9 protein-coding genes and 2 tRNA genes are annotated in these 13635 nt (G+C 41.7%); 5 read left to right on the forward strand and 6 right to left on the reverse strand.

Going from position 1 to position 13635, the window contains the following annotated elements; all coding sequences use genetic code 11:
• On the forward strand, positions 1 to 295 hold a 295-nt coding region (locus EZV76_RS17320; protein ID WP_236640914.1), incomplete at its 5' end, for a hypothetical protein.
• Positions 296 to 312: 17 nt separating this feature from the next.
• On the opposite strand, the gene EZV76_RS11720 is transcribed toward EZV76_RS17320, so the two are convergent.
• From EZV76_RS11720 to EZV76_RS11730, 3 genes are all read right to left on the reverse strand, one after another.
• Positions 313 to 387: transfer RNA gene (locus EZV76_RS11720), tRNA-Pro, on the reverse strand.
• A 33-nt stretch (positions 388 to 420) separates the two neighbouring features.
• Positions 421 to 504, reverse strand: a tRNA-Ser gene (locus EZV76_RS11725).
• Between the two features lie 112 nt (positions 505 to 616).
• Positions 617 to 2653, reverse strand: coding sequence for an HD family phosphohydrolase (locus tag EZV76_RS11730; protein WP_136566859.1), 2037 nt, complete (start codon positions 2651 to 2653; stop codon positions 617 to 619).
• A gap of 112 nt (positions 2654 to 2765) precedes the next feature.
• Between EZV76_RS11730 and EZV76_RS11735 the strand changes: the two genes are divergently transcribed.
• Both EZV76_RS11735 and EZV76_RS11740 read left to right on the forward strand, forming a co-directional pair.
• Positions 2766 to 3941: an acetyl-CoA C-acyltransferase gene (locus tag EZV76_RS11735; RefSeq protein ID WP_136566754.1), complete on the forward strand. Its 1176-nt coding sequence runs from the start codon at positions 2766 to 2768 to the stop codon at positions 3939 to 3941.
• A 20-nt stretch (positions 3942 to 3961) separates the two neighbouring features.
• Complete coding sequence (locus EZV76_RS11740) at positions 3962 to 4714, forward strand: C40 family peptidase (RefSeq protein WP_136566755.1); 753 nt, start codon at positions 3962 to 3964, stop codon at positions 4712 to 4714.
• Between the two features lie 49 nt (positions 4715 to 4763).
• On the opposite strand, the gene EZV76_RS11745 is transcribed toward EZV76_RS11740, so the two are convergent.
• Positions 4764 to 6026 (reverse strand): tetratricopeptide repeat protein, encoded by a 1263-nt coding sequence (locus tag EZV76_RS11745; RefSeq protein ID WP_136566756.1) that lies wholly within the window; start codon positions 6024 to 6026, stop codon positions 4764 to 4766.
• Positions 6027 to 6056: 30 nt separating this feature from the next.
• On the reverse strand, positions 6057 to 8585 hold the full coding sequence (gene gyrA, locus EZV76_RS11750) for a DNA gyrase subunit A (RefSeq protein WP_136566757.1): 2529 nt from the start codon (positions 8583 to 8585) through the stop codon (positions 6057 to 6059).
• A gap of 258 nt (positions 8586 to 8843) precedes the next feature.
• Between gyrA and EZV76_RS11755 the strand changes: the two genes are divergently transcribed.
• On the forward strand, positions 8844 to 11399 hold the full coding sequence (locus tag EZV76_RS11755) for an ATP-dependent Clp protease ATP-binding subunit (RefSeq protein ID WP_136566758.1): 2556 nt from the start codon (positions 8844 to 8846) through the stop codon (positions 11397 to 11399).
• Positions 11400 to 11555: 156 nt separating this feature from the next.
• Positions 11556 to 11960 (forward strand): STAS/SEC14 domain-containing protein, encoded by a 405-nt coding sequence (locus EZV76_RS11760; RefSeq protein ID WP_136566759.1) that lies wholly within the window; start codon positions 11556 to 11558, stop codon positions 11958 to 11960.
• Between the two features lie 17 nt (positions 11961 to 11977).
• On the opposite strand, the gene EZV76_RS11765 is transcribed toward EZV76_RS11760, so the two are convergent.
• Positions 11978 to 13513, reverse strand: a complete 1536-nt coding sequence (locus EZV76_RS11765) for an NAD(P)H-hydrate dehydratase (protein ID WP_136566760.1) — start codon at positions 13511 to 13513, stop codon at positions 11978 to 11980.
• Between the last annotated feature and the right edge of the window lie 122 nt (positions 13514 to 13635).

Genomic DNA, 13635 nt, shown 5'->3' on the forward strand with positions numbered 1-13635 from the left:
TTTAACAAAAAAAGCACTTAGACTTTTTACAGATAGATCTAATCTAAAGGTGGTCCACTTTGGCCCGGCGCGGGTGGGTCACTTTCGTCCGGCCAGCTATGGTCACTTTAACCCGGCGAGGGTGGTATACTATGTCCGGCGTTTCCAAGTTAGCTACAAATCTGGTCAACACTTTTTGATTTTTCAAATTGTTATCCGATTTGTTGACGTTTTTAATCAAAACATATCAATTCTTATGATATTCTTAAAAACAGAAAAACCTGTAAATCATACGATTAACAGGTTTTTGTTATAGATTGATACTATAATTTGTCGGGGTGGCAGGATTCGAACCTGCGACCTCCTGCTCCCAAAGCAGGCGCGATAACCGGGCTACGCTACACCCCGAACATAATTTAATTCCAAATACTTAGGAAAAAGCGGAGAGACTGGGACTCGAACCCAGGCGACAGTTACCCGCCGACAGATTAGCAATCTGCTCCGTTACCACTCCGGCACCTCTCCCAATACTTCTTATGAACTTGCACTCTAAAAATGCGGATGCAAATGTACCTTTTCATCCGAAAGAACGCAACTATTTTCCGTTTTTTTTAATTAGGAACTGATTTTATGAACATTACTCTGGATACTCAACCCGTAGATGGTAGATATTGGTCAGTTTTTGCTTCAATACTTTCTTGACCATCTCTATTTCCTTTAGGGTGATATTGGCATTTAAAAATTGGTTGGCCTGCATCTGTCCCTTCACTATTTTCTCCACAAATTCATCAATTACCAAAAAAGTTGGGTTCTTCAAACTCTTGGAGGCTGCCTCAACGGCATCTGACATCATTAAAATGGCGGTTTCTTTTGAAAATGGAATTGGACCCGGATACCTAAAGTCGTTTTCATCTACTTCCGCCTCCATCTCCTGCTGTTTCTTATAGAAATAGTATACCAATGTGGTGCCATGATGGGTTCTGATAAAATCTATGATTCTATCGGGTAGATTGTTCCTTCTTGCAATTTCAATTCCCTGGATCACATGATCAATTATAATTTTGGCGCTCTCGCGAGGTGGCAGGTCATCATGTGGGTTAACATTGGTCACCTGATTCTCTGTAAAGAACGTTGGCTTCTCCATCTTGCCAACATCATGATAAAGGGCTCCAACCCTAACCAGCATGGCATTGGCTCCTATCTCATTGGCTGCTGCTTCGGCCAAGTTGGCCACCTGTAAAGAATGGTGAAAAGTTCCTGGGGCCTTGTCTGAAAGTTCTTTTAACAGTTTAGAATTAGTGTCTGAAAGCTCTAATAGGGAAACATCGGATATTAGCCCAAACAATTTTTCAAACATATAGATAAGAGGCTGTGCAAAAAGTGTCAATAGTCCATTTAATACAAATACCCCAAACAATATCCATTCTATGTTCTCAAGGTTTCCTTCGTGAATGGCATGGAATGCAAAATAACCTATGATATAAATCAAGGTAATCTGCCCTACGGATATGAACAAATTAGCCCGTTTATACAGTTCGGATGCCGTTAAAATGGTAACTATACCTGCTATGGTCTGCAAAAAAATATACTCGAAGCTATTGGGCACCACAAAACCAAGAATCAATACGGTGAGTACATGTACAAAGAGTCCCAACCTCGCATCAAAAAAATTCTTGAGTACCAAAGGAAGAATACACAATGGTACTCCATACACATAACTCTCATTGTTCTTTACCATTAACGTAGTGGCAAGGACCATGAGCAATATGTTGAAAAAGATGAAAGTTACTTTATTGTTGTTCTTAAAAATTTCATTTCTGTACCGCTTTAAAAACAGGAACAACATAATAAGCACCAAGGCCACCAATATAGTGTAACCCAAAATGATATAATAATAGTTATTCCCTCTCCATAATTCGGACTCATATTCCTCTTTTAAGGAATTAAGTATCTTAAAATTTTCAGCTTCAACAACCTCTCCCTTAGCTATGATCAATCTGCCTTGGGACACTTCCCCCCTAGTATATGAAATTCTTGACAGCTCTTGTTCCAAAGCACTTTCCGTAAGCGCTTCATCATAAAAAAGGTTGATTCTCAAGCTGGTTTGTATTACACTTTCCAACCCAATCCTGTTTTCAATAGCGCTATGTGATAGTTCTGCGGAGACACGCCTTTTTGCACTTTCCAAATCAAGAAAATCACTGGGAGCTACCGGAACGGCTTCATTGTTTCTTACCACTATAATGGAGTTGGAACCAGGATGGTTTTCAAATACCCCAAGCGAGTATATGTTGTCAATGACATCCATACCTATTTTAAGGGCATCACGCTGTTGCCTTGCTGTGAAAGTATTGGTGGCAAACCATTGCTCCAACCCTTTTTGTACATCATTCTTTACGGTTGTAACAATAGACCCATCAAAAGTATAATAATCAGTTTTGCTATTGCGGATGGAAAGTTGTTCTTGGGCAATCTCTTCTTGGCTTTTCTTTATGGAGAAATCAATGGGTGCATATAAATTCTCGTACTGCCAAGGCTTGCCTTTTTGAAACTCGTACTTAAACTTGCCTCCTTTTGGGAAAAAGAAGACAATCAACGCTACAGATATTAGATATAGAAAATACTTGTAGGCAAGTGATTGATGTTTATATACATTGTCCAAAGCTTTTCCCATTCCGAATACTGTTATCATCAAAAATAGAAAATATAAATTAAGGAAAACGACACCAAGTCGACTTAAACCTTTGGATTTAATTTTAGTATTTTCGTAACCTAATAATGCACATATGAACAAAGTTGTAATCGTTTCAGCTGCAAGGACGCCTATAGGAAGTTTTATGGGAGCCTTGTCCACTATACCAGCACCCAAATTAGGCGCCGTAGCCATTAAAGGCGCTTTGGATAAGATTGGCTTGGCCCCGGAAAAGGTCGAAGAAGTTTTGATGGGCAATGTAGTACAAGCTGGAACAGGACAAGCTCCGGCAAGACAAGCAGCCCTTTATGCAGGTATTCCGAACACGGTTCCTTGCACCACTGTAAATAAAGTGTGCTCTTCAGGAATGAAAGCCATTATGCAAGGAGCCCAATCCATTGCTTTGGGAGAAAATTCCATTGTTGTGGCCGGTGGCATGGAGAACATGAGCCTTATTCCCCATTATGCTTACATGAGAAATGGACTGAAATTTGGCCCAGCCACCATGGTTGATGGCATGCAAAAAGATGGCCTTGTGGATGCTTACGACCAAAATGCCATGGGCGTTTGTGCAGATGCCTGCGCTGCTAAATATGATTTTAGCAGGGAAGACCAAGACGCTTTTGCCGTACAATCCTATCAAAGGTCGGCAGAAGCTTGGAAAGCAGGCAAATTCAAGAATGAAGTAGTTCCCGTGGAAGTACCCCAACGCAGAGGTGAACCTGTCATTGTGGATCAGGATGAAGAATATACAAACGTAAAAATTGATAAAATACCCGCATTACGACCAGCTTTTACCAAAGATGGTACTGTGACTGCCGCAAATGCATCCACCATTAATGATGGTGCCGCCGCCGTGGTACTCATGAGTGAAGAGAAAGCCAAAGAATTAGGGTTACAACCGTTGGCATATATCAAAAGTTATGCAGATGCCGCCCAAGAACCTGAATGGTTCACCACAGCTCCCGCAAAAGCACTGCCAAAAGCACTGGACCGTGCCGGGATTACCATGGGTGATATTGACTTTTTTGAGTTCAATGAAGCCTTCTCCGTGGTCGGTCTGGCAAACATGAAAATCTTGGGGCTAAACGATTCCAACGTTAATGTGAATGGCGGTGCGGTTTCATTGGGCCATCCTTTAGGATGTTCTGGAGCTAGGATTACCATTACGCTCCTCAATGTCCTTGAGCAGAATAATGCAAAATTAGGCGCAGCTGCCATTTGTAACGGTGGTGGAGGTGCTTCTGCCATAGTTTTGGAAAGAATTTAGACATCCTATATCATCAATAAATGCAATATGGAATTTGCCCACTGAGCATCGTTGCCATCCGGACACTTCCCGAAGATCATTCCGAAATGATTTCCCAAGTATTGTACGGGGAACATTTTAAAGTTTTGGAATATCGAAAAAAATGGAGCAGGATCAGAGTGGCCCATGATAAATGTGAGGGATGGATTTTCAACAATCAATATAAATTGATTTCTGAGGAGGTATATGTTGAAATGGACCAAAGAATCAGTCAAATGATTTCTTCTGACATTGTCTCCCACGTCTGTACTGAAGATGGCATGCTACTCCCCATCGTATTAGGTTCCACGGTATCATCAACAGCACTCTTAAACCATACCTTTGAGGGGAGTTTTATTGAAGGGAAAAACCAAAAAAGCGAATTGATAGACATTGCCTTTCTCTACCTAAAAGCTCCTTATCAATGTGGCGGTAAAACTCCATTTGGTATAGATAGTTCTGGTTTTACCCAAATGGTTTACAAAATTAATGGTGTGACATTGAGTAGGGATGCTGAAGGTCAATCCAAACAAGGTGAAGCCCTGAGCTTTATTGAAGAGAGCGAACCTGGCGACCTTGCCTTTTTTGACAATAATGAAGGGGTTATTGATCATGTTGGAATTATTTTAAAGGACAACTATATTATCCATTCCAATGGCCATGTCCGAATTGATCGTTTGGACCACACGGGAATTTTCAATACCGAAGAAAAACTATACACCCATAAACTTCGGGTCATTAAAAAAATTATCTAACAAAAAAAGGGACCAAATTGGTCCCTTTCTATTTTTATCAAGAGCTGTATTACTCGCCCAAGAGCTTTTTAATTCTCATAAAGTTATCGGTATCTCCCAAGGCTCCGTAAATATTCTTCAACTGGGAAAGAATACTTTGGTTATCGGGATTGGTTTTTACCGCATTTTCCAAAACTGTGGCACCTTCCAAGAACAAGCTGTCTTTTTTATCTTTAAGTTGATCGTACTTGGTAATATCCGCTTTTGAGCTTCCAAGTGCGTTCATTTCATCAATAAGTCCGTTACCTTCATTCACATAGGTGGTAGAAAGGTTCAAAAGGGCATTGATATATCCTGGATCAATGGCCAAGGTCTTTTTGTAAGCATCCCTTGCTTCTTCCAAGTTGCCTTGTTCCATATTGATTACCCCAATGTTGTACAACAAATCGGGGTTGTCAGGTTCCATTTCTGAAGCTTTGGCCATCAATTCCTTGAACTTATCCTTATCTCCCATGGAGTAATAAAGGTTGGCCTCTCCCAACACCAAGTTCACATCGTCTGGGTTTTCAGACCTAGCATCAGAATAAGCAGCAAGTGCTTTTTCATTATCTCCCAATTGCTGATAGATTAGAGCAATATTCTTTACGATCTCCGGTTTTTTGGAAGGACTTCTTTCCTCGTTTGGATCTTTGTGGGTACCTGCCTTTACATACAGGTCACGGGTACTCTTGTCCATGGTTTCTACCTCACCGGACTCAACATTCACTGCGGTGTAAGTAACTCCACTACCATCATAATCCAACTCTTTCAATTCGTTATAATAGGTCAATGCGTTCTCATAATCTTGACCATTTACTGCGCTACTTGCAGCATAGTAAAGGTAGATGGTATCAGTTGGGCTGAGTTTATAGCCTAGGTATAATTTTTCGGCAGCTTCAGTAAACTTTTGGTTATTATTGTCCTCTACAGCAGCATTTACCAAATCTCCGGTAATCTGTGCCAATTTCTGTCTTGCTACGGTGGCGTATTTTTCTTTACCACTGGCTTCTTCAACTGAAATTACCTTATTATAGGCATCAATGGCAGGTTGAAATGCAGTGGCATCCCCTTTTTGGGCCAAATCGGAATACACATTTCCTTTTAAGGCATAATACTGGGCCTGAAGTTTTTCATCGGCAGCATCAATTGTGGATGCAGCTCCCTCCAAAGCAGTCTTGGCACCTGCTGTATCTCCGCCTTTCAAAGCTTTTTCAGCTGCCTTGATCTCATCCTTTTGAGAGAATCCCATCACTGAAACCCCCATGGCAATTAATATCAAAAATTTAGTCTTCATGTCAAAAATGTAATTATTTAGTGTTTATGATTATTTATTTTCTTCATTCTCAGTATCAATAGCCGTGCCATCTTGCCCCTTGACCTCAATATCCATGATATCTGTATCATCCAAAGGATCATCTTCTTTCATCACTTTGGCCACTGCCGCTATGGAATCGGAATCCTTGAGATTTATAAGTCGGACACCTTGTGTGGCCCTTCCCATAACTCTTAGATCTTCAACACTCATTCTGATGGCAATGCCGGATTTGTTAATGATCATAAGGTCGTCTGTATCCGTAACATTCTTAATGGCCACAAGACCACCGGTCTTCTCTGTGATGGAAATGGTCTTGACCCCTTTTCCTCCTCTATTGGTTACCCTATAGTCTTCTATGGAAGATCGTTTTCCATAGCCATTTTCAGAAACGACCAAAATGTCATCTTCAAAATTGTGTACTGATACCATTCCGATTACCTCATCATTGTCATCAGCAAGGGTAATACCACGTACCCCAGATGCATTTCTACCCATGGGGCGAGTCTTTCCTTCCTCAAATCGGATGGCTTTTCCAGACTTTAAACCTAGGAATATCTGACTCGTTCCTGTGGTGAGTTTGGCTTCCAATAGCTCATCTCCATCACGAACGGTAATAGCATTGATTCCATTTTGACGCGGTCTTGAATATTGCTCCAAAGATGTTTTCTTGACCACACCTTTCTTGGTAGCCATAATCACATAGTGGCTGTTCACATAATCCTCATCCTTAAGATCTTGGGTACAGATAAAGGCCTTTACCTTATCCTCAGTTTCAATGTTGATAAGGTTCTGTATAGCCCTTCCCTTAGAGGTTCTGCTTCCTTCAGGGATTTCATAGACACGCATCCAGAAACATTTTCCGTTTTGGGTAAAGAACAACATATATTGGTGGTTGGTACCTACAAACAAGTGTTCCAAGAAGTCTTCATTCCTAGTAGATGAAGCCTTTTGTCCAACACCTCCCCTATTTTGGGTCTTGTATTCGGTTAGCGGTGTTCTTTTGATATAACCAGCATGTGAAATGGTAATGACCACTTGCTCATCCGGAATCATATCCTCTATACTAAGGTCACCTCCCGCAAAATTGATTTCCGATCTTCTCTCGTCACCATATTTTTCCTTAACCTCAAGCAGTTCATCTTTGATGATCTGCATTCTACGTTCTTTCTTGGCAAGAATATCCTTCAAATCCTCAATGGTCTTCAACAGCTCGGCATGCTCATCACGCAGTTTGTCCTGCTCCAGACCGGTAAGCTGACGTAAGCGCATCTCTACAATGGCCTTGGCCTGCACTTCACTGAGCTTGAACCGCTCCATTAAACTGTTTCGGGCCTCATCCACATTGGCAGAGCCACGGATAATGGCAATTACCTCATCAATATTATCGGAAGCTATGATAAGACCTTCCAAGATATGGGCGCGGTCTTCGGCCTTTTTCAGCTCATAGGTAGTCCGGCGTACCACCACTTCATGTCTGTGCTCCACAAAATGATGGATGATTTCCTTAAGGTTCAACAACTGTGGCCTTCCTTTTACCAAGGCAATGTTGTTGACACTAAAGGAAGATTGAAGTGCTGTATACTTGTACAGCATATTCAATACAATATTGGGAATTGCATCTCGCTTAAGGATATAAACGATACGCATCCCTTTTCTATCGGACTCATCCCTAATGGATGCTATACCCTCTATCTTCTTATCGTTAACCAAGTCGGCAGTCTTCTTGATCATATCTGCCTTGTTCACCTGGTAAGGGATTTCGGTGACAATAATGCATTCCCTTCCCTGAACTTCCTCAAAGTGGGCCTTGGCCCGCATTACTACACGACCTCTTCCAGTATGGAATGCTTCTTTGACACCATCATACCCATAAATGATTCCTCCTGTTGGAAAATCCGGGGCTTTAATGTGTGTTATAAGTTCATCGATTTCAATATCGCTGTTATCAATGTAAGCCACGGTCCCATCCACCACTTCGGAAAGGTTATGTGGAGGCATATTGGTAGCCATACCTACCGCAATACCTGAAGCTCCGTTTACCAATAGGTTTGGAACCCGGGTTGGCAATACGGTTGGTTCTTGCAGCGAATCATCAAAATTGAGTTGGTGATCTACCGTGTCCTTATCTATATCCGCCAACATTTCGTCAGCGATCTTTCGCATTCTGGCCTCGGTATATCGCATGGCCGCCGGACTATCTCCATCAACGGAACCAAAGTTACCTTGACCATCGATCAACATATACCTAAGACTCCATTCTTGGGCCATACGCACCATGGTATCGTAAACCGAAGTATCACCATGGGGGTGATACTTACCCAATACCTCTCCTACAATACGGGCCGATTTTTTATGTGAACTGGTAGATCTGACCCCCAATTCGTGCATTCCAAAAAGCACTCTTCTGTGAACTGGTTTGAGTCCATCACGAACATCTGGCAGGGCACGTGACACAATGACCGACATTGAATAATCAATGTAGGCAGATTTCATCTCATCCTCTATATTGATAGGAATTAACTTTTCTCCTTCCGCCATGCTAAAATCTTATAGTTTTTTGTGGTTAAAATATCATGGCAATATACGGAAAATAGGCCCTTTACAAACAATAGGGGCTTACTTTATTAAAAAAATTATCAACAGTTCAATCTGTGTTCCGCTGTAGTGATAAACCTTTGTTAAACTGTTAAAAAATGGCCATTATTTCGACAATTACCTATAGTTTATCGATAATGGGTACGGTATTTGACCACGGTAACGATACTTTTATTAATTTTAATTGCGAAAAAGAAAGGTATGGACGATAATTTTTCCCCCAGAGTAAAGGACGTAATAGCATACAGTAAAGAAGAGGCCCTGCGATTGGGCCATGATTTTATTGGCACGGAACACCTTATGCTTGGTCTTTTGCGAGATGGGAACGGCAAGGCCATTAGTATTTTGGATGCTCTTGATGTGGACCTAGATCATCTTCGCAGGAAAGTGGAAATTCTGAGTCCCGCAAATCCAAACACCGGGACAATGCAAAAGGATAAGAAAAATCTGCACCTGACCAGACAGGCAGAACGTGCATTGAAAACCACATTTTTGGAAGCTAAGCTTTTCCAGAGCTCATCCATTAATACCGCACACCTACTGTTGTGCATTCTTAGAAATGAAAATGATCCAACTACGAAGCTCCTCCACAAATTAAAGGTGGACTATGATAACGTAAAAGAACAATTTAAGTCCATGATCACCAGCGATGATGACTATATAGATTCCCCACAGGCGGAATCCTTCCCAAGCGATCCCGATGATGTTGGGGATTCCAAGGAAAGTACTTTTGGTTCCAGTTCGGCCCAAAAGGGAACCAAAAAATCAAAAACCCCCGTTCTTGATAATTTTGGGCGAGACCTTACCCGTTTGGCCGAAGAGAACAAATTGGATCCTGTGGTAGGTCGCGAAAAAGAAATAGAACGCGTTTCACAAATATTAAGTAGGAGGAAGAAAAACAATCCCTTACTCATTGGTGAACCCGGTGTTGGTAAAAGTGCCATTGCCGAAGGTCTGGCACTTCGCATCATCAACAAAAAGGTTTCCAGAATTCTTTACAATAAAAGAGTGGTCACCCTGGACTTGGCCTCTTTGGTTGCGGGCACAAAATATCGCGGGCAGTTTGAGGAACGTATGAAGGCGGTGATGAACGAATTGGAAAAGAATGATGATATTATTCTCTTCATTGATGAAATCCACACCATTGTAGGTGCCGGTGGTGCCACAGGAAGTTTGGATGCCTCCAACATGTTTAAACCAGCTTTGGCGCGAGGAGAAATCCAATGTATTGGTGCCACGACCCTTGACGAGTACAGACAGTATATTGAAAAAGATGGTGCCTTGGAGCGTCGTTTCCAAAAGGTAATGGTAGAGCCCACAAGTGTTGAGGAAACCATTGAAATCCTTATGAACATCAAGGGCAAGTACGAGGACCACCATAATGTCAACTATACCGATGAAGCCATTGTGGCCTGTGTAAAGTTGACCAATAGATACATGACAGACCGTTTCTTGCCAGATAAGGCCATTGATGCCTTGGATGAAGCCGGTTCCCGGGTACACATTGTTAACATGGACGTTCCTAAACAGATTTTGGAATTGGAAAGTCAACTGGAAGACGTTCGTGAGTTGAAGAACAGTGTCGTTAAAAAACAAAAATACGAAGAGGCCGCAAAACTTCGGGATGACGAGAAACGTCTCGAAAAAGAATTGGCCTCGGCACAAGAACGTTGGGAAGAAGAAAGCAAATTGCACAGAGAAACTGTCAGTGAGGACAATGTGGCCGATGTGGTTTCCATGATGAGTGGTATTCCGGTAAACCGAATAGCACAGACCGAAAGCAATAAATTGGCCAAACTACCAGACCTCATCAAAGGTTTTGTCATTGGACAAGATGAGGCCGTGGCCAAAGTGGCCAAGGCTATCCAGCGTAACCGTGCCGGTCTGAAAGACCCCAACAAACCTATAGGTTCATTTATTTTCTTGGGCCAAACAGGAGTTGGAAAAACCCAATTGGCCAAAATTTTGGCCAAAGAACTCTTTGATTCCGAAGATGCCCTTATCCGGATAGATATGAGCGAATACATGGAAAAATTCGCTATCTCCCGATTGGTAGGAGCACCTCCCGGATATGTAGGTTATGAAGAAGGTGGACAATTGACCGAAAAGGTCAGACGTAAACCCTACTCTGTTATCCTTTTGGATGAGGTTGAAAAAGCCCATCCAGATGTATTCAACATGCTTTTGCAGGTATTGGATGATGGATTCTTGACAGACAGCCTTGGCAGAAAAATCGATTTTAGGAATACCATCATCATCATGACTTCCAACATTGGCGCACGCCAATTGAAGGATTTTGGACAAGGTGTGGGGTTTGGTACCGCCGCCAAGAAAGCGCAAGAGGACAGCCATCAGAAAAGCGTTATAGAAAATGCCCTGAAAAAAGCTTTTGCACCTGAATTCCTTAACCGTATAGATGATGTAATTGTCTTCAATCCATTGGAAAAAGAGGACATCCATAAAATCATTGATATAGAATTGGACAAGCTGTACAAAAGAATCAAGGACATCGGTTATGATCTTAGCCTTTCTGACAAGGCCAAGGACTATATAGCAGATAAAGGTTTTGATAAACAGTATGGTGCAAGACCTTTGAAAAGAGCAATTCAAAAGTATATTGAGGATACTCTTGCCGAAGAAATTGTAAATTCCAAACTGGAGGAAGGTGACAGTATCTTTATGGATTTAGATGAAAAGAAAGAAGAACTTACCATCAAAATAAAGAAAACGGAAAAGTCTCCGGAAACAGAAAAATAAAATGAAAGGTGCAAGCCGAAAAAAGCTGACAGTTGTCAGCTTTTTTTATACCCAAACTTTACCATACAAACGATATTTGCGCCTTTAATCTAATATTTTTCCCCTCCGTTGCCTTTCAATCTATTTTCGCCATGAGACACTATAACTTTTTGGGGAATGAAATTTACTTCTACGAAGAAGACCATCGTGGTACGAGAGTATCAATTGGACATTGGATCTATACAGGTCTTTGACAATTATATGGTCGCTAACTTTGATGAAGGCGCTACGGTCACACTGGAAAGGGCCTATCAAATTATCGGAATATCGGAAATACATTTTAGGGACAGGGATTTTGGATACATCAGCCTGCGTAAAAATTCCTATGCGGTAGACCCTACCATCTACAACTACTTGCGAGGGTTGGAAAATCTAAAAGCATTTGCCATTGTTTCCAAAAAGGAGATAGACATGCACAACTTTAAGATTGAGAAGTTATTCTACAAAAAACCTATGGAATTCTTTATTGAGTTTGAAAACGCCTTGGCATGGGTAAAAAAACGCATCAAGCCCAAAAAATAGATTAAAACGCCTATTCTTTATTCCCTTTCTGCATTTTCCGTTTCTGGAGGGCTCAACAACTGTTTATAGGCCTCACCTAGATTTCCAACAATATCAGAAGCCTTCAAAGCCTCATAACCTTTTTGGGATGCAGAAATGTCGCCTGCCAGTCCATGTAGATATACGCCAAAAACAGCCGCATGCAAAGGCTCATATCCTTGTGCCAACAAACCTGTAAGCACTCCTGCAAGCACATCTCCACTTCCTGCCGTGGCCATTCCCGGATTGCCAGTAGTGTTCACATATCCCTTGTCTTTGTAAACCGTTACCGTGTGCGCACCTTTGATTACCAGAACAATATCGTGCTTGGTTGAAAAAGCTTTTGCCATTTCCAATTTCTCGAAATCGTCCTTCCATGCACCAATTAATCGCTCCAGTTCTTTGGGATGTGGGGTTAAAATAGATAATGCCGGCACATCTTTTAACAATTTCGGCTGCAATGCCAGAATGTTGAGTCCATCAGCGTCCACCACCATTGGCTCCTTAAAGTACTTCACTAGATTCTTGAACGCCGTTATAGTTTTTTCATTCGTTCCAATGCCCACTCCGACCCCTACCGTTTCGGGAACGAATGGCATATTGACTTCTGTGATGAAATCGTGTTCTTTATCAGTTAACACCATCACTTCTGGCAAAGCCGTTTGTAGGGAATGATACCCGCATTGGGGTACAAATACAGTCACCAAACCGGCCCCTGAGGTTAAACAGGCATTACTTGCCAATTGTACTGCCCCTATTTTACCGTGGCTTCCCCCAACCATCAAAGCATGTCCGTAGGTACCTTTGTGCGAAAACTTTAGCCTTGGTTTGTATAAAGGCCATAGTTCGGGTTTTCCAATTAATTCATATGCTACTTCTTCGCCATTCAAGAATTCGGGATCCAATCCAATGTCCAAAATTTCCCACTGGTTTACATATACCCCGGTACCCGGTAGAAAAAAAGCCAATTTGGGCACTTGAAAACTAAGCACGTAACTCGCCTCTATCACATAATCCGGGTCCCAAGGCGCTCTATTTGTGGGTAATCCCGAAGGAATATCAACAGACAACACAAAAGCTTGGGATGCATTAATATGTGCAATCAATTGGCCTACCCAATCGTCTGGGGAGCGATTGAGACCAATGCCAAAAATAGCGTCCACAACAATGTCGTTGGGTGAAATTTCGGGAAAGCCACTCTCCTCATTGATAAAGTCTGGCCAAATCTTTCTGTCCTTCAATCGTTCCAAGTTCAAGAGAAAATCTTTGGACCGCTTTTCACTATAATTCACCACATGCACCTTTATGGAATAATCATGCTCCTGAAGGTGTCTGGCCAGCGCTATTCCATCACCACCATTATTTCCGATTCCGCAGAACAATTGAATATTGACACTCGTCCCACGCAAACGGGAGTGTATCCATTCAAAAAGTTTGGTTGCCGCCTGCTCCATAAGAACATCACTGGTAATTTGCTGTTTTTCCATTGTGAATTTATCAGCTTGATATATTTGTTGGGCGGAAAAAATTTTCATTCAACACAAAAATTTGATTATTTGTACGGATTTCGCAAAAACGACCAGAATCATTTGACGAAGTTTCCAAAAGTACTACTTTTATCACCTCATTAATTACCAATGCAAGTTAAACAAACGGA

The organism is Flagellimonas alvinocaridis (assembly GCF_004916895.1).
In the GTDB taxonomy this organism is placed as follows: domain Bacteria; phylum Bacteroidota; class Bacteroidia; order Flavobacteriales; family Flavobacteriaceae; genus Flagellimonas; species Flagellimonas alvinocaridis.

Coding starts and splice junctions, on each gene's coding strand:
- EZV76_RS11730 (WP_136566859.1), bottom strand. CDS start 2,653: ATGGGAAAAGCTTTGGACAATGTATATAAACATCAATCACTTGCCTAC.
- EZV76_RS11735 (WP_136566754.1), top strand. CDS start 2,766: ATGAACAAAGTTGTAATCGTTTCAGCTGCAAGGACGCCTATAGGAAGT.
- EZV76_RS11740 (WP_136566755.1), top strand. CDS start 3,962: ATGCAATATGGAATTTGCCCACTGAGCATCGTTGCCATCCGGACACTT.
- EZV76_RS11745 (WP_136566756.1), bottom strand. CDS start 6,026: ATGAAGACTAAATTTTTGATATTAATTGCCATGGGGGTTTCAGTGATG.
- gyrA (WP_136566757.1), bottom strand. CDS start 8,585: ATGGCGGAAGGAGAAAAGTTAATTCCTATCAATATAGAGGATGAGATG.
- EZV76_RS11755 (WP_136566758.1), top strand. CDS start 8,844: ATGGACGATAATTTTTCCCCCAGAGTAAAGGACGTAATAGCATACAGT.
- EZV76_RS11760 (WP_136566759.1), top strand. CDS start 11,556: ATGAAATTTACTTCTACGAAGAAGACCATCGTGGTACGAGAGTATCAA.
- EZV76_RS11765 (WP_136566760.1), bottom strand. CDS start 13,513: ATGAAAATTTTTTCCGCCCAACAAATATATCAAGCTGATAAATTCACA.